This window comes from Litchfieldella anticariensis FP35 = DSM 16096 (assembly GCF_000409775.1).
Classification (GTDB): Bacteria; Pseudomonadota; Gammaproteobacteria; order Pseudomonadales; family Halomonadaceae; genus Litchfieldella; species Litchfieldella anticariensis.
On sequence record NZ_KE332388.1, the window covers coordinates 587,409 to 605,997 of the forward strand.

An 18,589-nucleotide genomic window follows, 5' to 3' on the forward strand; every position below is an offset into this window, starting at 1 on the left:
CCATCACTCCTGTGTGTCGCGGCCTGGTTCCAGGCCATAGTGGGCATAGAGTTCGTCGAGCAGGCGATTGGCGGCCAGAATGCCGGCGCCCATGCTCCAGATGACGGGATCCACGCGGTAGACCCGACCTTGGCGCGCCGCTTCGAGGTTTTGCCACAGCGGATGTTGGGTCCACTGCCGATAGGTCTCGATCACGGCGGGATCCTCTTCGCGCATGAACACGAAGATGACATCGGCGTCCAGGGCCGGGATGCTCTCGCGGCTGGTCAGCTTGATGCCCCATCCCGATTGCTGTTGGGTATCGGGATGCTGAAAGCCCAGTTCGTCGAGGATGCTGCTGGCGAAGCCTTCGTGGTAAAGGCGCGCATGATCGCTACGAAACCTGACCACCGCCACCGTCTGCGGCCAGGCATCGCCAAGCTTCACCTTGGCCTGACGACGGAAGTCGGCCACCCTGGCCTCCCAGTCATCGAGCAGCGCCTGTGCCCTCCGCTCGCGTCCGGTCGCCTCTCCCATCAGTGCCAACATGGCCTTGAAGTCGTAGCTGGTATCCGGCACCACCGTAGGGGCGATACGCGACAGCAGCGGATAGACCGCTTCGTGACGATAACGGGCGCCAACGATCAGATCCGGCGCCAACCAGGCGACGGACTCGAGATCGGGCTGGGTTTCCAACCCCAGGTATTGGACGTCATCCGACAAACCATCGCGCAGATAGCGGTACATGGGCTTTTCCGTCCAGGATTCGACGACGCCCACCGGTTCGATCCCCAAGGCCACAGCCGTATCCGTGGCGCCCTGATAGAGGCTCACGATGCGCTGAGGCGCGCCATCGATATGGGTTTCACCAAAAGCATGCTCGATCGTGCGCGCCTGCCCGGCTTGGCTTGAACCGGCAACCGCCAGTAGGAGAAGCGCAGCCCCCCACTGGCGGAACCCACGACATGTAAAGCTCATGATAATCGTTCGCAACGGAAATACGGCGTCACGTTATACAGGTTTACGCCCGCTAACGCACTCCTTCCGCCGACAAAAAAGCCTCGCTGCGAAATGGATTCGGCAACGTCGACTTCCCCGATGGCATGCTACCGGGCACGCCCTGCTGTTCCAGCAAGGGCCGCAGCACACATTTCAGCGGCCACCGAACATCATCGAACAACACCGCCTGCAGTGTTTTCCGCTCTTCCGCCGTGAATGGCAGTTGGGCGATCCGATCTTTCAGACACCCCCGCAGTACACGCCATAGCGAGGCTTCCTCGACGTCGTAATGCAACGCCAGCGTTTCGATAATGGCGCACAGGTTGACCTGAATGCCAAGTGTCTGGAGATAGAACAGCAAGTCGCGAGGGCTGTCGTTGTATAGGCTGTTCGAATAGCCGGGACGGATCTGGTAGTCAGGATCGTCGATGCCATTCCGGTCGAGCCAGGGCTGGTGCAGCCGTACCGAGTCATGATCACGCAACAGCAGGCCATCGATATGACCATCGCGCCATACCAGCACGGCATTCTGCCCATGAATTTCCGGCATCAGCCCCAGGCGATACAGGCGCAGCACGATATCGAAGAAGCCCGAGCACACTTCCCCGAAAAGGCCTTCGATGGCATCGGCTTTCTCCGGCAACTGACGATAACGTAGCCAGTCGTCGAAGAAGTGACCATCATCGCGAAACAAGGGAACGCCGAGCGCCGCCATGGGCAGCAGACGCACGCCCTGGTCCTCCAACAGGGTGGCCGGGTATTCCCGTACCATCGCGCCGAGATGCCGGGGCGGATCGTCGAACAGTCCACTGCCTTCCGGCATGTACGACCACCATTGACGCTCTTCACACAGATGAAGGCGGGTTTGCAGCACTGGATCCAGTGGCTTGGCCTGCTCGAGCATGGTCTGGCCACGCTCGCCGTTGATCAGCTTGACCGCCGGCAAGTAACGAGCCGCCCCCAGCGAAAAGACCGCCATCGGCAGCTTCAGATAATGCCGACCACTGTCGATCGGCGCCAGCGAGCGCAGCGACGACGTAGCCTGGAAAACACCGCCGGCGGTTTCCAGGGGAATGCCATCCCCCTTGGCCAACATCTCCGACAAATGCTCGGGCAAGCCATATTCCATTTGCCAGGGATGCACCGGCATCGCCAGGTGAGTCGAGCGTGCCAGGCCGCGACTGGCCATTTCCGCTTCGATGGCCTGGCGTTCGGCCGCCGTGAGGATCAGGTCCATCGGCTCGTGAAGCATCTCGCCAGCAACTGCCTGCGTTCCCAGCATCAATTGGCGGCGGTCCATCGCGATCCAACGCAGGGTCATGGGCCGGTCGAACTCCGCTGCATAGTATTCATGGTTCGCTTCATCCAGCCCCTGCTTGGCCTTGGCCACCGGGTGAAAGGGTCGGTCACGCAGCGCAGCGCGGCGCTCGAGGGCCTGAAAGCACTGGGCCGTCGACAAGCCCAGCAAGTTGCGCTCGGTTGTCGAGCCGGCTATCGACTGGCGCAACTGCCACTGCGTGGTGGCCAACAAGTCCAACACATTGGCGACGCCCTTCTGCTGTCGTTGATGCTCGTTGAGACAAACGGCTATTACATGCTGCAGCAACTCGACAGGTGTCAGCTTGTGCCATGGCTCGGCAATATCCCCTGAATCCAGGAAGCGCACCGAGAAAACTCCACCCGACGGCACATAACGGTATGGCTGGACGATGGCCTTCTTCACGGGGAAGACGATGGCCTGCTTTGCATCACGGTCGACCCACCAACGCAGGCAACTCGTTCCCACCGGCCATTCCCAGAATGGACCATCGGGCAACGACAGCAATCGCCCCAGAACCTCGGGCGTCAGCCAATCAACGAGTTGATCGTCGAGAAACCGTTCAGCCAGCAGTGTATTGATGAGATCGCTGAAAATGCGCTCTTCCGCAATGTGCTCGGCGTTGTCGGCAAGTGCCGAGACATTTGGCAATGAAGCAAGCTGGTTCATGTCGCGAATTCCTTATCGGCGGAACGTCGTTCTATATACAGGTGCAGGGGATGGGGATGTCCGAGGAAGTCATGGTGCGAGATGGTCCAGCCATAGGCACCGGCGCGGTGGAAGACCAGCAGATCACCGACACGCAGCCGTGCGACTTCCACCTCCGCTGCCAGGACGTCCTTGGGCGTGCACAACTCCCCGACCAGTGTCACTCGCTGGGCTTCCAAGCCGGGCCGGGCGAAAGGATAAGGCCAGTCGTGGCGGGCGATGACCTCGAACGGGTGATCATGCTTCCAGGAAGCGGGCAACCGGAAGTGGTGGGTGCCTCCACGTACGATGGCGTAATGCCGCCCGTGACTGGTCTTGATATCGATGACTTCGACCGCGTAATAACCACAGAAAGCGCTAAGGAAACGGCCCGGCTCGAAAATCAATGTCGCCTCTGGCAACGGATTGTCGGCCAACACTTGTGACAACTCGCTCAGAAATACCGACCAATCGAAGTCAGGCCGTTCGTCATAGGACACACCGAAGCCGCCGCCGGCATCGACACAGCGGATATCCAGATCGAAACGCTGCGCCCAGTCATGCACACGAGTCAGATAAGTGGCGACGAGACGCGCATGCAGGTGCGCATCCAGGTTGTTCGAGATGGAATGCATGTGGAAGCCGTCGAGCCTGACGGCCGAGCTGCGCTTCACCTCCTCCACCACTGCCGGCAACTGCTCTTCGTCGATGCCGAACTGGGTGGCCCGACCCGCCATGGTCACGGTGGCCTCCGGCAGTTCGTCGTGCAGGTTCACGCGCAGCAGGATGGGAACGACCTGCCGTCGACGCTCAGCGATGAGTTGCAGACGGCGCAGCTCGTGCAGGCTTTCGACATGGATTCTCGACACGCCAAGCCGCAGGGCCTCCTCGATTTCCGCATCTTTCTTGCCGGGGCCGCCGAAGATGATTGGGCAGGACTCGCAGACCTCGCGAATGATGCGTATCTCGCCGATCGAAGCGGCTTCGAACCCAGCCACCAACGGGGCCAGACCGGCGATGATCCGCCGGTCGGGATTGGCCTTGACGGCATAGAACAGGCGACAAGGTGACGGCAGGCTCGTCACCAATGACTCGACATGAGAAGCCAGTGCGTCCAAGTCGTAGAGATAAGCACAAACCGGCTCGCGAATGTCATCGGACCGAGCATCGCCATTCACTTCGCATAACTCGGCAAGGCGCTGGGAGACGCCTCGGGACAAGGGAGACAACCTCATCTCTCGTCCTCCCGATATGGCTTCACCTTCGCCTGCAAGGCCCGGAAGGCAATACCGCGCTCGTCACCCAGCACGAAGGCCTTGACGCCCCGCCTCTGCCAGTCGTCGCGACGCTGTTCGCTGCGCGGGATCGCGCAGAATGGGATGTCAGCGCGCCGGCAGGTGTCGAAGACCCGATCCAGTGCCTGGGTCACGGCCGGCGCTTCGGTCTGCCAGGGCATCCCCAGCGACTGAGACAGATCGGCGGCACCCTCCAACACCATGTCGACGCCAGGCACCTGCAGGATGGCCTCGAGATTGTCCACGCCCGCCTGGCTTTCGATCATCGGCACGATCATGATCTCGTCGTTGGCACGGTGCAGATAATCGACCAGATCGTCCGCCCCGAAGCGGCCAGGACGGCCACTGTTCATGCTGCGCTTGCCCAAGGGATCGAAGCGTACGTTGTCATACAGCGCCTGCAACGTCTCGGCACTTTGCACATTGGCTAGCACGATCCCTTGCGCGCCGCCATCGAGAATCGGCACCAGGGTGCGGGCATCGGTCGTTGCCACCCTTACCAGCGCGGTGAGGCCAACTAGTTCGGCGGCGCGCAGCATGTTCTCCAGGGTCTCGGGGTTCACCAGCGTGTGCTCGGTGTCGAGAATCACGAAGTCGAACCCCGCGTGACCGATCATCTCGATGGTGATCGGCGTGGGGATCGAGGCGAACAGGCCGACGACCTGCTCGCCTCGAGCAAGTTGGCGCTTCAACCGATTGGCCTTCAGCATGATGCCCGCTCCTCGCCAACGGCCCGGAAGGGATACAGCGGATTGGCGCGCGTGGTGAAGCGCAACTCGCCATCACCGAACAGGCGGCGCTTGGTCAGTTCCTCGATGTTCACCGTTTCAGCGAACAGGTCGAAAATCGCGAAACGTTCGGCCAGCTCCGGATGCGCCGCCTGGTAGGTGTGGATCACATCGGCGGTCATCGCCCAGAAATCGGCTTCTTTCAGGCCGTGATACTGTTCAAGACACAGGCAGAGTTCGGTGAGACAAATGAAGATGAAGGCGTCGTAGGTGAAGTCTCGCACTTCATCGGCATCGTCGGTCTGGATGAAGGAGTTGCGGTTGACGGCGGCGTGGCTGGCCGGTTCAGGTACCAGCGTTGGTGCGCGTTGCGGCTCGGCCAGCAGCGTCACGCTGTAACGTACGCCATCGTGGAAATCCTTCAGCGCGATTCGTTCGGGCCAACCGTTGCGGTGAATCAACAGGATGTTCTGGCCATGCGCCTCCAGGCCGATGCCATGGGCATAAAGCATATGGATCAACGGTGTTACCGTGACGTCCAGTAGCTGCTGGGTCCAGGCCACCACGCCATATTGACGGATCCAGCCATCGATCATCGGCATGCCCGAGCCGGCCAGTTGCGTCAGTCCATTGAACGCCAGGGCACGTTCGCCATCTTTCAGGTAACGATGCAGGCTCTCGCGCCACACGGCCCCCAAGGAGCCATAGGCAAGGGCACGGCGCGAGTCGGCAAGGCGTGAGTCATCGTAGGCCACGCCTAGCACCTCACGCAGAATGACGACCCCCGTGTGGCGAGCATCGCGATCCCGTGCAACCAGGTCATGCAACCAGTCGCTGATTCGGGCGCTGTTCTGCACGGTATGGGCCGCCAGAATACGACTGGTCGAGGTATTGGTGATGCTTAGCGCCAGCTTCAGATAGGCCTTTTGGCGACAGGTGGCATTGGCCAGGGTACGAATCGACTGCTGGGCACGATAGGCATCCTGGGCTTGCCCCAGATAGACGATACGCCCCGCCGCCAGCTCGGAATGGTAGTTCAACAGAATGCTGCGCGACCACTGCCAGGGATGCACGGGAAGGAAAGCGTAGTCTTGAGGACGTTTGCCTTGATCGACGAGCACCTTGCGAAAACGTTGCCAGGTTGCTTCACCCAATTCCTCACGCAGGAAGTTACCAGGCTGAATCGCTACCGAGGCGGACACCTTGCAATCACCGATGGCAATGGCCAGCCACACCGGACGGATGTCGCGCTGGAATTCGGGGCCGTACTCGGCGTTGTCGGCCAGCGTGAAGCCGATCCGTGACTTGTAACTGGGGTGATAGGGATGGCCCTCTTGAAGTCGCCCTTCCCAGGCATCGTGATCCCAATTCAGGTCCGGGGTCGTCGGCATGCCACTCAACACCCGTGACTGAACGTCCTTGAGCAGCGTCTGCTGAAGCTCGTCCATGAATGCCGGAAAGCGATCCGCCGGCACGATTTCAGCCATGACCTCGGTCAGGAAACCCACCAGCGTAGCATCGGTTTTGGTGCCATCCGGCGCCACACGCTGCACAGGCAATGCCTTCAGACGCACACGCCCGAAACTCGCCTTGCGTGCGCCCACGCAGGTATAACGCACATCGTTGCCAGCGACATCATGTCCGCTCAGCGTCATGTAACGCGCCCCCTTTTGTCCTGGCGCTTCGCTTTCGACGATGGGCAGGACATCCTCGAACGTCAGCCCCTGGATCAACTGGCGAATGACGCGCTGCTCCACACGGCTATATTCTGGTGACGACAACAGCTGCCAATGGCTGGTATTGGTTTGCGGTTCGGCTTGAGAGATGGATTCCATGGATTCACCTGGACGCCTTGATGGGATTGATGACATCGATGAACAGAGGCGTGTCGCCACGCTGCTGGAAACAGCTCAGGAAATTGGCCTTGGCTGGCCAATGCCTCGCATGTAGCAACTCGTCGATATAGCCACACAGCCTGGCATCGTGTGGGTCGCGTTCACGCTCTAGCACTGTGCCCGCCAAGCGCCAGAACTCGCCCTCATCGACCCCGAGATGATCGGCCAAGGCATGCACCACTCCGCCCAGGTGATTGACGAAGAAGTAGTATTGGGTACGTTTCCAGGCGATGTCAGGGGTATAGAGGATGGGACTGTCAGCGGCGATGTTCAGCGCCTTCCACCAGTCGCTGTCCTCGACCTGGCTGCGATCAAGACTGACACCTTCCAGGTCGCGCACATAGAAGGTCCTGGGCCAGCCATCCTCGAGCCTCACCTGCGCGTTTTGCAGATGCGCTTCGAAACTGACCCCGGTACGTGCCAGGATCTTCAGCAGCGGAAGCATGGAGATCGACAGGTAGGCCTCGAACCATCGATGGAGATCGACTATCGACCCAGCCCCGCTATCGCGAATCGCAGCGATCAACTTGGGTTCATCATGGCCCGGATAGGCTTCGAGCAGTGACGCCACGACGAAGGTCCGGCGTTCATCGATATCCATCGGCCGGTGCAGGACGGTGAAGGCCGGCACACGATGCGCCTCGAGTCCCGAGCAATCCGCGCTCAGCGTCTGGTAGCCGGTCTCCAGGATTACCTTGAATTCATCGCTCTCCAACCCGTCTTGCAGGCGCCTGATGACACGCGCAGCGTCGAGCGTGCGCTGCGACTGCTCGAGCGTGTTCTCGCGCACCAGATTGGTGATCCGCACCTGAAGCGGCAACTTGTAGCCGTGGCCGGTTTCCGGCACCCACACCGAACGCACCGACGAGGTCGGATAGGCCATGGGGCCCATCACGCCAAGATCGACAATGTCACCATTGGCGAGCAGTGGCTGAACATCCCGCTGTGGCAGTAGGTATGAAGCCTGCCAGGGATGCATGGGCATGATCCCGTAGTCGGCGAACCGCTCACCAAGCCGCTCACGTGCCACGCTCAGCACCTTGTCCGCCAGGCCGGCATCGGGTTCGCCGACCCACTCCTCCACCAGCAGGGGGCGGCGAACGGCCAGGTAATGAAGCTGGAACGTTGCCTGTCGCTCGGGACTGAAATTGCTGAATTCCCGTCGTTCGGCACCTTGGGAGCATTTGGGAAAGGGGTGGAAGGGGTGGCCCAACAACAGTGACTGTTCGGCAGCGATGAAATCAAGCTTCAGTGGCTGGCCATCCGGGTGACGTAGCTGGAAGGCATCGAGATACGCTGCCATCTTGGCGAAGCTGTTGTTGATCTTCTCGCGCATGTCCCACAGTCGTAGCTCTTGGGTGTTCCCCTCTTCATGGGAACCCAGTTCCTCGAGGATGCGCTGGATGACATCCTGCATGTCGAGTGGCGTCACCCGCCCTTGGGCATTGCGCCAATAGAAGGCCGAGCCATAGCGGTGCTGCCCCAACAGCGAGAAATAGCGCAGCGTACCGAGCATGCTTCCCCCGCAGCGCGGCAGAGGAATACAGAACTCCTCGCCTTCATCGAGCAGCGCCGCATCCAGCCCTGCTGCTCCCTGGCGAGGGTCCTGACATCCCGTTTCACGCAGATAGCTGTTGAGCAAGGCACGCAGGGTCGCTTGCTTGGCTGCCACGTGGCTCGTATACGACGGATAGTCCAACGGTTGATTCAACATCTCATTTTTCCTGTCGGAAACCGGTCATCCCTTGAGAGACGCGATCGCTCACGTCCCGGCGTTGGCCACGCGGTGACTTCACCTCACGAAAAGAGGCATGAAGTGAAAGTGCCATGGGCGTCACCGCGAGGATCAGAAGAGCCAGAGCGAGAAACGTCTCGCTCAAGGCCGTCATGCTGGCGTGTGTCGAGCTCACGCCTTGCAAGAGCTGCTGCGAGGTACGCACCTCGTAATAGAGGGAAAGCGCGACGACGCCCAAGGACGACGTGATGCGCCGAGAGATATTGTTCATGGCCGAGGCCTGCGAGACACGACTGTCGGCAAGAGCATTCAAGCCCACCGTCGTTACCGGCAGGTAAGAGAAGCCCAACCCGACACCACGCAGTGCCATTAGCGCGACGATCACCCACAAGGGAGTCGTCATGTCCAGCATCGCCAACCCCATCAGGCTGGCAACGGTCACCAGTAACCCTAAGGTAACGATCCAGCGTGGAGAATGACGGTCGACCAGCCGCCCGGCCCAGGCCACGCAACAGGCCGCGGCAAGGGCAGCGGGCAGGAACACAAGCCCGGTGGTCAGGGCGTCGTAGCCCTGGACATGCTGCATCCATAGCGGGATCAGCAACAGGCATCCAAAGGTACCGATGGCCTGAGCGCAAGCGATGATAACGCTCAGGGCATAAGGGCGAACGGTGAAGACCCTCAGATCGAGTAGCGGATGCACCACTCGGCGTTCCAAGTGCACGAAGGCGACTAACATCAACATCCCCAGGCATAACGCCACCAGACGTGACAGTGTGAGCAGCTCGGCCAGCGATGAAATCGTCCCCAACGCGAACAGCACACTCCCCACGCCCAGCGTGACCAGCACGAATCCAGGGAAGTCGAAGCGCCGCGCAGAATCTCGGATACCTCCGCTCAAATAGCGATAACCGCATACCAATCCCAGGATGGCGGAGGGCAAATTCATCAGAAACAAGGCTTGCCAGTGGCTGATCTCGAGCAACAACCCACCGGCACTTGGGCCGATCGCCGGTGCTATCATCACGGCGAACCCCCAGACACCGGTCACCCGACCACGCTGGTGAGACGGAAAGGTCGCAAAGATCAGGGATAGGGATAGTGGGATCATCAAACCGCCGGCGATCCCTTGCATGCCACGCGCCAGGATGACGAGAAGCAGATTCGTCGAAGCGGCGCCTGCCAAGGAACTCGCTAGAAACAGCCATAGCCCGAGCAAATAGATACGTTTCGTACCAAAGCGGTCGGCCAGGAACCCCGTGAGCGGCATGGTCATGCCCATGCAGATGAGGAACAGGGTCATGACCCAACTGACCTGTACGGCGCTGGCATCGAAAACGTACATCAGTTCAGGAATCGCCAGATTCAATGCACTGTTATTGAGGCTGACGGTAAACGTGCCGAGCAAGACGGTAACCAGTACCTTCACCCCGGCGGCATCCCTCGGGCTCATGGGCTTCCATTACCATGTATCGTGAGTACCGCATCCCCGATGCACTCGGAGATGCTTGAGCAGCGAGAAGATGGCACACTCAATTATTTAATGCAAATCATTATCACTATCATTTGTGTTAAAAATCGTTTCTGCTGGCTCGGGGGCAAGACCGACATTGAAAATGAGAATTTTTTATAATAGCTTGCTCGGGAAACTCAGGATCGAAATCGTCCATGTGCGCTCAACATCTCCCCTCCTCCTCTACTGACCGTTTGCAGGGCAAGCGCCTTACCGCCGGCTATGATGGCCATCGCGTTCTCAGCGAGGTCGACTTTGGCGTGAAAGATGGCCAAGTGACGGTTCTGCTGGGCCCCAATGGCAGTGGCAAGTCGACGCTATTGAAGACCCTCGCGCGCACACTTGCGCCTGAGCGGGGCCAGGTATTACTCGATGGCAAGGACATCCATCGCAGCCGAACCCGGGATGTCGCACGCAAGCTAGGCATCCTTCCTCAAGGGCCTTCCGCCCCGGAGGGAGTGACGGTGCGCGAGCTAGTCTGCCTGGGGCGCTTTCCCTATCAGCACTTATGGCGCCAATGGTCTGCAGAGGACGAACGCGCTGTGACCGAAGCCATGGCCACTGCCAACGTCGACCAGTTCGCCGATCGTCCGATCGACGACCTGTCGGGTGGTCAACGCCAGCGTTGCTGGATCGCCATGGTGCTGGCCCAGGAAACCGACCTGATCCTGCTCGACGAACCAACGACCTTTCTCGACCTGAAGGTACAGGTCGACCTGCTGGAACTATTGGTACGACTCGCCCACGACAAGGGACGCACCCTGCTGGTGGTGTTGCACGATCTGAACCTGGCCGCGGCCTACGCCGATGTGCTGGTGATGATGCGCAAGGGACGCATCGAGCACAGTGGTGCCCCCGAGACGGTGTTCACCGCCACCAACCTCAAGCAAGTCTTCGATCTCGATGCGCATGTGATTCGCGATCCACATACCCAACGCTTGGTATGCGTACCGGCGTTGGGTGGAATGACATCACCACAGCCCGTTACCGCAGGGCTTGGCTATCACGCACCAACTGCCATGATCCAGCCATGACCGCGTTGCCCAGACGCTTCTGTGCCCAGGAAAGCGCCGCCATTGGCGATCCTCTGGTTGGCACGGCGGCCCATGCCGAACGCAATCTGTTGATCAGTTGGCCACGTGCCAAGTGGCTGCGCAGCCTGCGCCAGGCAAGCGACATGCCAGAAGAAATCTCTGCGCTGATCGAGGACATTGCGACGAATAGTCGGCGTATTAATCTGATCCACCGCCAAGGGCAACCCAGTCATCTGCATCGCATCTTTCTGATGCCCGAGTGCCGAAGCCATGATGTACCGCGAGCAGAGCTGACCGCCTTCTTGCATGCCCTCCGCGAGGGCACATCTCTCGAACGCTGGGAGAGCGGAGCCGTGCAAGGGTCGATGATCCTGTGCTGCACCCATGGCAAGAAGGACAAGTGTTGTGCCAAGTTCGGCTATCGTACCTACAAGGCGATCGTCGACGAGGCCTCACGACATGACCATCCCTTCGACGTCTGGGAAAGCACTCACCTGGGCGGCTGTCGGCTGGCGGCCAGTGCGGTGGTCTTTCCCCAGCTACGCAAGTATGGCCGTATCGGAATCGATGACATCCCGCACCTGTTACAGGCCGAAGCGTCCGATCAACCCTATCTTCCCTGCTACCGTGGCGATTCCCGACTTGCACCGCCCGAACAATGCGCCCAGGTCGCCGCGTTCGAGTGGCTCCAGGCACAAGGAATGAAAGCCATTGTCGATGTTGACCGCGAGAACGCCACCGCAGAAGGCAACCGCCTGAGCGTCCCGGTTCGTTGGCAAGATGCACAACGACAAGGCTGGCTGACGGTGACCTGCGTCGAAACCGAGCTCATCCGACACGACACCTGCGCCGACTACGAAAGCGACGGTGCGACAGCCAGCAAGGTCTGGCGTGCCACGCAGGTTAATGTGCTGGACAGCGTGGCCCAAGGCCAGCACTTTGTCTGAAAAGTTGCCGAGTGATGACCAGGGCTAGGCCCGTTCCCTACGGGCCTTCGCATTTCCCACATCCGGGCGGGTCACAAGGCAACAATTAGCGTTACTTGGCAAACACCACCGTGCGCTTGGCATGCAGGAATGCCCGCCGCTCGACGTGATACCCCACGGCCCGCGCCAGCGTCAGGCATTCGATATCGCGGCCCTTGGCGACGAGATCCTCAGGGTAGTCGGCATGACTGACCGGCTCGACCCCTTGGGTGATGATCGGGCCTTCGTCGAGATCGTCGTTGATGTAGTGAGCGGTGGCGCCGACCAGTTTGACGCCCTTGTCGTAGGCCTGGTGGTAAGGCTTGGCGCCCTTGAAGCCAGGCAACAGCGAGTGGTGGATATTAATCGCCCGACCGGCGAGTTTCTCGCACATCTCACTGGATAGCACCTGCATGTAACGCGCCAGGATCACCAGTTCGGCACCGGTCTCCTCGATCACTTCCCACACCTTGGCCTCCTGCTCGGCCTTGGTATCCGGGGTGATCGGGAAGTGGTAATACGGCAGGTCGTGCCAGATCGCCAGTGGTTCGAGGTCCGGGTGATTGGATACCACAGCACGAATCTCGATCGGCAACTGACCGATGCGATAGCGATACAACAGGTCGTTCAAGCAATGATCGGCCTTGGAGACCATAATCACCACCGGCATGCGCGTGCCCGGCGGGATCAACTCGAAGGTCATGTCGAATTCCGCTGCTCGTGGGGCGAAGGCGTTGCGGAAGACCTCACCGTCGAAGTCATCGTCTAGTGGCCGGAACTCGGCGCGGATGAAGAAGCGCTCCCCGAGACGATCATCGAAGGAGTGCTGTTCGGTGATGTAACAGCGCTGCTCCTTCAGGAAACGAGTGACCACGTCCACAGTGCCCAGACGGCTGGGACACTGGGCAGCAATGATCCAGGTATCGGAAGGGGGACTCATGATAGACGCCTCCTTATGTGGCAAAAGGCCGGGGCATGCCCCGGCCTGACACTCACTTTGCGACGCCGATGCCGTATTCCTCGCCGGCATCCAGCAACCAGCGATAACAATAGTCGGCGAAGCTGCGACGCACCACCAGTTCCCAGCAATCCTCCGTCGGACGACGAATGATGACGGTGGCCTTGGCGAAAACCGTAGTCACGCCCTTGCCAACTGGGAAGTGGCTGGGGTGGACGTCATAGACCACCGATTTCATCAGCACTTCGCGGGCCTTCTCACCGGACAGCTCCAGTACGGTCTGGCCGCCGCCGACATTGACGATGCTGTAATGGGCATCGCCGAGACGCGCACGCAGGCGATTCTCTAGCTCGAACTCCTCACCGCCGGGGACGATGATCAGCCACTCATCGGGCGACAGCCACTGCACCGAGCGTTCGCCGCTGGCATCGAGAACCAGCCCCTGGGGCTGACCGGGCAGGTTGATCCCCAGTTCCTCGCGCAGTGCCTCGTCGAGGACGATGGCACCGCCACGCAGGATCAAGTGACCGAGCAGCGCGCGTTCCTTGAGCACCACGCGACTGGCGGTCGTGACCGCCGGGGTGCCGCTGCGCCGATAGGAGTAGGCCAGTGGCGATTCGACCGGGATATTGGCCTCGGTGCGAGTATCGAAGGTTGCGACATTAGACATTCTGGCGCTCTCCCTTGGGATCGTAGAAGATCGGGCTAACGATTTCGGCCTCATGAGTCTTGCCGTCGGCCATGGGCAGATAGACGGTCTCGCCCATCTTGTGCTGTCCGCCCTTGACAACGGCCAGGGCGAAGCCCGAATCCAGCGCCGGGCTGTAGTAGCTCGACGTGACATGACCGACCATCGGCATGGGAACCGGGTGCTTCGGATCGAAGACGATCTGCGCGCCCTCTTCCAACACTACCTTGGGATCCTTGGGCTTGAGGCCGACCAGTTGCTTGCGGTCGCTGCGCTTGGTGTCGGGGCGTGACAGCGCGCGCTTGCCGATCCAGGAGAAAGGCTTGTCGTAACCTACGCACCATTGCATGCCCAGGTCTTCCGGGGTCACCGAACCGTCGGTGTCCTGGCCAACGATGATGAAGCCTTTCTCGGCACGCAGCACGTGCATGGTTTCGGTGCCGTAGGGCGTCAGGTCGTACTTCTCGCCATGCTGGAAGAGCGTCTTCCAGACGTGCATGGCGTAGTTGGCCTGGACGTTGATCTCGTAGGTCAGTTCGCCGGTGAAGGAGATGCGGAAGACCCGCGCCGGTACGCCAGCGACCTTGCCCTGGCGCCACTCCATGAACTTGAAGCCATCACGATCGAGATCGATGTCGGTAATCTCCGAGAGCAGGTGGCGTGCCTCGGGCCCGGTGATGGTCATGGTCGCCCAGTGGTCGGTGACCGAGGTGAAGTAGACCTCGAGCTCCGGCCACTCGGTCTGATGCCACAGCTCCAGCCACTCGAGGATCGCCGCGGCGCCGCCGGTGGTGGTGGTCATCAGGAAGTGGTTATCGCCCAGACAGGTGGTCACACCGTCGTCGGTGACCATGCCGTCGTCCTTACACATCAGCCCGTAGCGAGCCTTGCCGACGGCGAGCTTCTCCCACTTGTTGGTGTAGATGCGACCCAGGAATTCACGGGCATCCGGGCCCTGGATGTCGATCTTGCCCAGCGTCGATGCGTCGAGGATACCCACGGACTTGCGCACCGCGCGACATTCGCGCGCCACGGCCTCGTGCATGGTCTCGACCTTGCCGTTGACGGTATGCGGGTAGTACCAGGGACGCTTCCACTGACCAACGTCCTCGAACTCAGCGCCGTTCTCCACATGCCACTGATGGAGGGCGGTGTAGCGTTCGGGGTCGAACAGCTCGCGGCAGTGACGACCGACGATGGCACCGAAGGTCACCGGGGTATAGTTGGGACGGAACACCGTGGTACCCACTTCGGGAATCGAACGGCCCAGGCAGCGTGCGGCGATGGCCATGCCATTGATGTTGCCAAGCTTGCCCTGGTCGGTACCGAAGCCCATGGCGGTATAGCGTTTGACGTGCTCGATCGACTCGAAGCCTTCACGGGTGGCAAGTTCGATGCCCGCCGCGGTGACGTCGTTCTGCAGGTCGACGAACTGCTTGGGAGCACGCAGCGTCGGATTTTCGTGGGGCACCTGGTAAAGCGCACAGGTCGCCCCTTCGCGGATTGCCGCTACCTCAGGCAATTCGACGCTCAGCACTTGGTGACCGATGGCCGCCGCAGCGCTCGCACCAGCTTCGACACCATCGGCCAGGGTGTCGGCGAGAGCATAGATGCCGTGAGCACCACCGGCAGCGGAAACCCCTTTCACCAGGGTCGGCACGAAACCGAGGATGTCGTCGCGCCAGGTAGGGCGAGCACCGGTATGCGAGGCCAGGTGGATGACCGGGCTGTAGCCGCCGGAGCTGGCGATGGTGTCGCAAGTCAGCTCTTCCACCTTGCCGGCGACCTGGAAGGCGTCGAGGTCGATCTTGGCCACGCGAGCCGCGCTGACACGCTTGTCGCCCTTGGCCTCGATCACGGCACTGCCGGTGATGATGCGGATGCCCTTGGCCTTGGCGGCGTCGATCCAGTCACCGGTCGGATTGGGACGGGCATCGACGATGGCCGCCACCTCGCGGCCGGCATCCTGCCAGTCCAGAGCGGCACGGTAAGCGTGATCATTGCTGGTGGAAAGCACCAGCTTGTTACCCGGCACCACGCCGTAACGGCGGATATAGGTCGATACGGCGCCGGCCAGCAGGTTGCCGGGCACGTCGTTGTTGGCATAGACCAGTGGGCGCTCGTGGGCACCGGTGGCCAATACCACTTGAAGCGCACGAACACGATGCAGGCGCGCACGGGCCTGGCGGCGGCCGTCCTTGAGTGGTGCGATATCGGCCAGATGCTCGGTGCGCCGCTCGTGCAGCGTCACGAAGTGATGGTCATGATAGCCGTTGGCGGTGGTGCGCGGCAGCAGGGTCACGTTGGCTAGGCCAGCCAGTTCTTCCAGGACCTGGGCGACCCAGCGATCGGCCGGCATGCCATCGAGCAGCTCACGGCTATCGAGCAGCGAGCCCCCCATCTCCTCTTGTTCATCGGCGACGATCACTCGTGCACCAGAGCGAGCGGCAGCCAACGCCGCGGCCAATCCCGCAGGGCCGGCACCGATCACCAGCACGTCGCAGTGCTGGTTCATGTGATCGTAGATGTCCGGATCGGGCTCGGTGGGGCTACGTCCCAGGCCGGCACTCTTGCGGATGTACTTCTCATAGGTCATCCACATCGAGGCCGGGGCCATGAAGGTCTTGTAGTAGAAGCCCGGCGGCATGAACTGGCCGCCCAGCTTGCCGACCAGGCCCATCAGGTCACGCTGCACGTTCGGCCAGCCATTGGTGCTGCGCGCGGAGAGACCGTCATACAGCGCCTGCTGTGTGGCGCGTACGTTAGGTACCTGAGCGGCTTCGCTACTGCCCAGTTGCACCACGCCATTGGGTTCTTCGGCACCGGCAGCGACGATGCCGCGCGGGCGCGAGTACTTGAAGCTGCGGTTGACCACGTCGACGCCATTGGCAAGCAGCGCCGAGGCCAGGGTGTCACCGGCGTGGCCCTGGTAGGTCTGGCCGTTGAAGGTGAAGCTCAGACGACGGGAGCGATCGATACGACCACCGGCCTGGAGACGATTCGGCTGTTGCTGGCTCATGCCCGGACTCCTGCTTGCTTGGCGACTCTTGCCGCTTCCGACTCGGACGACTGTGGCGCATACGTCTCCGCGGTGATCGACGGTTGTTCGCCCATCTTGTAGGTCTCGAGGATCTCGTAGGTCACCGTGTGCCGCGTGATGTTGAAGAACTTGCGGCAACCGACGGCATGCACCCACAACTCATGGTGGATGCCACGCGGGTTGTCGCGGAAGAACAGGTAATCGCCCCACTCTTCATCCGAGCAGGACTCCGGTTCCTTGGGCCGCACGATGTGTGCCTGGCCCTTGGGGTGAAATTCCTCTTCCTCGCGGTGTTCGCCGCAGTAAGGGCAGTAAATGTAAAACATGATGTTTGTTCTCCTCGAGGAGATCGCTAGCGCGGCAAGAGCCCAGCAAGGACGCTATGCATCCATCCCTGGACGCTCGGCTTTTTCATCCCTGAAAAAGACGCCTTGCTTGGCCCCTCCCCGTGCTAGCTGATGTTGTTCTGGACCTGATCCTGATTAGTGAGCCACGCCAGCGGCGCCATGCTCATCGATCAACGCCCCACTATGGAAGCGGTCGATGCTGAATGGCGCGGCAAGGGGATGCATCTCGCCCTTGGCGAGACTCGCGGCGAACACGTGTCCCGAGCCGGGCGTGGCCTTGAAGCCACCAGTGCCCCAACCGCAGTTGAAGAACAGCCCCTTGACCGGCGTCTTCGACAGGATCGGGCAGGCGTCCGGGCAGGTATCGACGATACCGCCCCACTGACGGTTCATGCGCACCCGCGAGAAGATCGGGAACATCTCGACGATGGCCTGCAGGGTATGCTCCACGGTGGGGAAGCTGCCGCGCTGACCGTAGCCGTTATAGCCGTCGATGCCGGCGCCGATCACCAGGTCGCCCTTGTCCGACTGGCTGATATAGCCGTGCACGTGGTTGGACATGACCACGGTGTCGAGAATCGGCTTGAGCGGCTCGGAGACCAGCGCCTGCAGGGGATGTGACTCCAGCGGCAACTTGAAGCCGGCCATATTGGCCAGCACGCCAGAGTTGCCAGCGGCCACGCAGCCGATGGTCTTGGCGCCGATATCGCCACGGTTGGTGTGTACCCCGTAGACACGGCCATCGCGGATCTTGAAGCCGGTGACCTCAGTGTTCTGCAGCAGGTCGACCCCATGCGCATCGGCGGCGCGGGCATAACCCCAGGCCACGGCGTCGTGACGTGCCACACCGGCTCGCGGCTGCCAGGAGGCACCCATCACCGGATAGCGGGCATTCTTCGAGCAGTCCATGATCGGCACCAGTTCCTGTACGCCCTTGGCGTCGAGGACCTCACCGTCGATGCCGTTCAAGCGGTTGGCATTGACCCGGCGCTGGATATCGCGCATGTCCTGCAGGGTGTGGCCGAGGTTCAACACGCCGCGCTGCGAGAACATGACGTTGTAGTTGATGTCCTGGGACAGGCCTTCCCATAGTTTCATGGCATGCTCGTAGAGCGCTGCAGCTTCGTCCCACAGGTAGTTGGAACGCACGATGGTGGTGTTACGTGCGGTGTTACCCCCCCCCAGCCAGCCTTTCTCGATCACGGCGATGTTCTTGACACCATGTTCCTTGGCCAGGTAGTAGGCGGTGGCCAGGCCATGGCCACCACCGCCGACGATGATCACGTCGTACTCTTTCTTGGGCGTGGGGTTGCGCCACTGCCGCTGCCAGTTCTCGTGGTGGCTCAGCGCATGCTTGACCAGCCCGAATCCTGAATAACGTTGCATAATGATTCTCCTGACGGATGGA

At 61.0% G+C, this 18,589-nt stretch carries 14 protein-coding genes; 2 read left to right on the plus strand and 12 right to left on the minus strand.

Features of this window, described 5'->3' with window-relative positions; genetic code table 11:
- Window positions 1-3: 3 nt before the first annotated feature.
- Genes L861_RS09625 through L861_RS09655 form a run of 7 tightly spaced genes read right to left on the minus strand, consistent with a single transcriptional unit; the run spans window position 4 to window position 10,089 of the window.
- Window positions 4-957, minus strand: a complete 954-nt coding sequence (locus tag L861_RS09625; RefSeq protein WP_016416882.1) for an ABC transporter substrate-binding protein — start codon at window positions 955-957, stop codon at window positions 4-6.
- Window positions 958-1,009: 52 nt separating this feature from the next.
- Window positions 1,010-2,965: an IucA/IucC family protein gene (locus tag L861_RS09630; RefSeq protein ID WP_016416883.1), complete on the minus strand. Its 1,956-nt coding sequence runs from the start codon at window positions 2,963-2,965 to the stop codon at window positions 1,010-1,012.
- A complete protein-coding gene (locus tag L861_RS09635) occupies window positions 2,962-4,218 on the minus strand; it encodes a type III PLP-dependent enzyme (RefSeq protein ID WP_016416884.1) in 1,257 nt (418 codons plus the stop codon). The genes L861_RS09630 and L861_RS09635 overlap by 4 nt, the downstream gene beginning before the upstream one ends.
- Complete coding sequence (locus tag L861_RS09640; RefSeq protein WP_016416885.1) at window positions 4,215-4,988, minus strand: HpcH/HpaI aldolase family protein; 774 nt, start codon at window positions 4,986-4,988, stop codon at window positions 4,215-4,217. The genes L861_RS09635 and L861_RS09640 overlap by 4 nt, the downstream gene beginning before the upstream one ends.
- Window positions 4,982-6,841, minus strand: coding sequence for an IucA/IucC family protein (locus tag L861_RS09645; RefSeq protein ID WP_016416886.1), 1,860 nt, complete (start codon window positions 6,839-6,841; stop codon window positions 4,982-4,984). Before L861_RS09645 ends, L861_RS09640 begins: the two co-directional genes overlap by 7 nt.
- A 4-nt stretch (window positions 6,842-6,845) precedes the next feature.
- A complete protein-coding gene (locus tag L861_RS09650) occupies window positions 6,846-8,615 on the minus strand; it encodes an IucA/IucC family protein (RefSeq protein ID WP_016416887.1) in 1,770 nt (589 codons plus the stop codon).
- 1 nt (window position 8,616) lies between these two features.
- Complete coding sequence (locus L861_RS09655) at window positions 8,617-10,089, minus strand: DHA2 family efflux MFS transporter permease subunit (RefSeq protein ID WP_016416888.1); 1,473 nt, start codon at window positions 10,087-10,089, stop codon at window positions 8,617-8,619.
- 215 nt (window positions 10,090-10,304) lie between these two features.
- Between L861_RS09655 and L861_RS09660 the strand changes: the two genes are divergently transcribed.
- Together L861_RS09660 and L861_RS09665 are read left to right on the plus strand one after the other, a co-directional pair.
- A complete protein-coding gene (locus L861_RS09660) occupies window positions 10,305-11,183 on the plus strand; it encodes an ABC transporter ATP-binding protein (protein ID WP_016416890.1) in 879 nt (292 codons plus the stop codon).
- Window positions 11,180-12,130, plus strand: a complete 951-nt coding sequence (locus L861_RS09665) for a ferredoxin family protein (protein WP_016416891.1) — start codon at window positions 11,180-11,182, stop codon at window positions 12,128-12,130. Before L861_RS09660 ends, L861_RS09665 begins: the two co-directional genes overlap by 4 nt.
- A 91-nt stretch (window positions 12,131-12,221) precedes the next feature.
- Here L861_RS09665 and purU read toward each other — a convergent pair whose 3' ends face one another.
- The 5 genes from purU to L861_RS09690 all read right to left on the minus strand — a co-directional run bounded on the left by purU (window position 12,222) and on the right by L861_RS09690 (window position 18,567).
- On the minus strand, window positions 12,222-13,088 hold the full coding sequence (gene purU, locus L861_RS09670; protein WP_016416892.1) for a formyltetrahydrofolate deformylase: 867 nt from the start codon (window positions 13,086-13,088) through the stop codon (window positions 12,222-12,224).
- A gap of 52 nt (window positions 13,089-13,140) precedes the next feature.
- On the minus strand, window positions 13,141-13,776 hold the full coding sequence (locus L861_RS09675) for a sarcosine oxidase subunit gamma (protein WP_016416893.1): 636 nt from the start codon (window positions 13,774-13,776) through the stop codon (window positions 13,141-13,143).
- Window positions 13,769-16,813 (minus strand): sarcosine oxidase subunit alpha family protein, encoded by a 3,045-nt coding sequence (locus L861_RS09680; protein ID WP_016416894.1) that lies wholly within the window; start codon window positions 16,811-16,813, stop codon window positions 13,769-13,771. The genes L861_RS09675 and L861_RS09680 overlap by 8 nt, the downstream gene beginning before the upstream one ends.
- On the minus strand, window positions 16,810-17,160 hold the full coding sequence (locus L861_RS09685) for a sarcosine oxidase subunit delta (RefSeq protein ID WP_016416895.1): 351 nt from the start codon (window positions 17,158-17,160) through the stop codon (window positions 16,810-16,812). Before L861_RS09685 ends, L861_RS09680 begins: the two co-directional genes overlap by 4 nt.
- Window positions 17,161-17,316: 156 nt before the next feature.
- Entirely contained in the window at window positions 17,317-18,567 is a 1,251-nt protein-coding gene (locus tag L861_RS09690; protein WP_016416896.1) for a sarcosine oxidase subunit beta family protein, read from the minus strand.
- Window positions 18,568-18,589 lie beyond the last annotated feature (22 nt).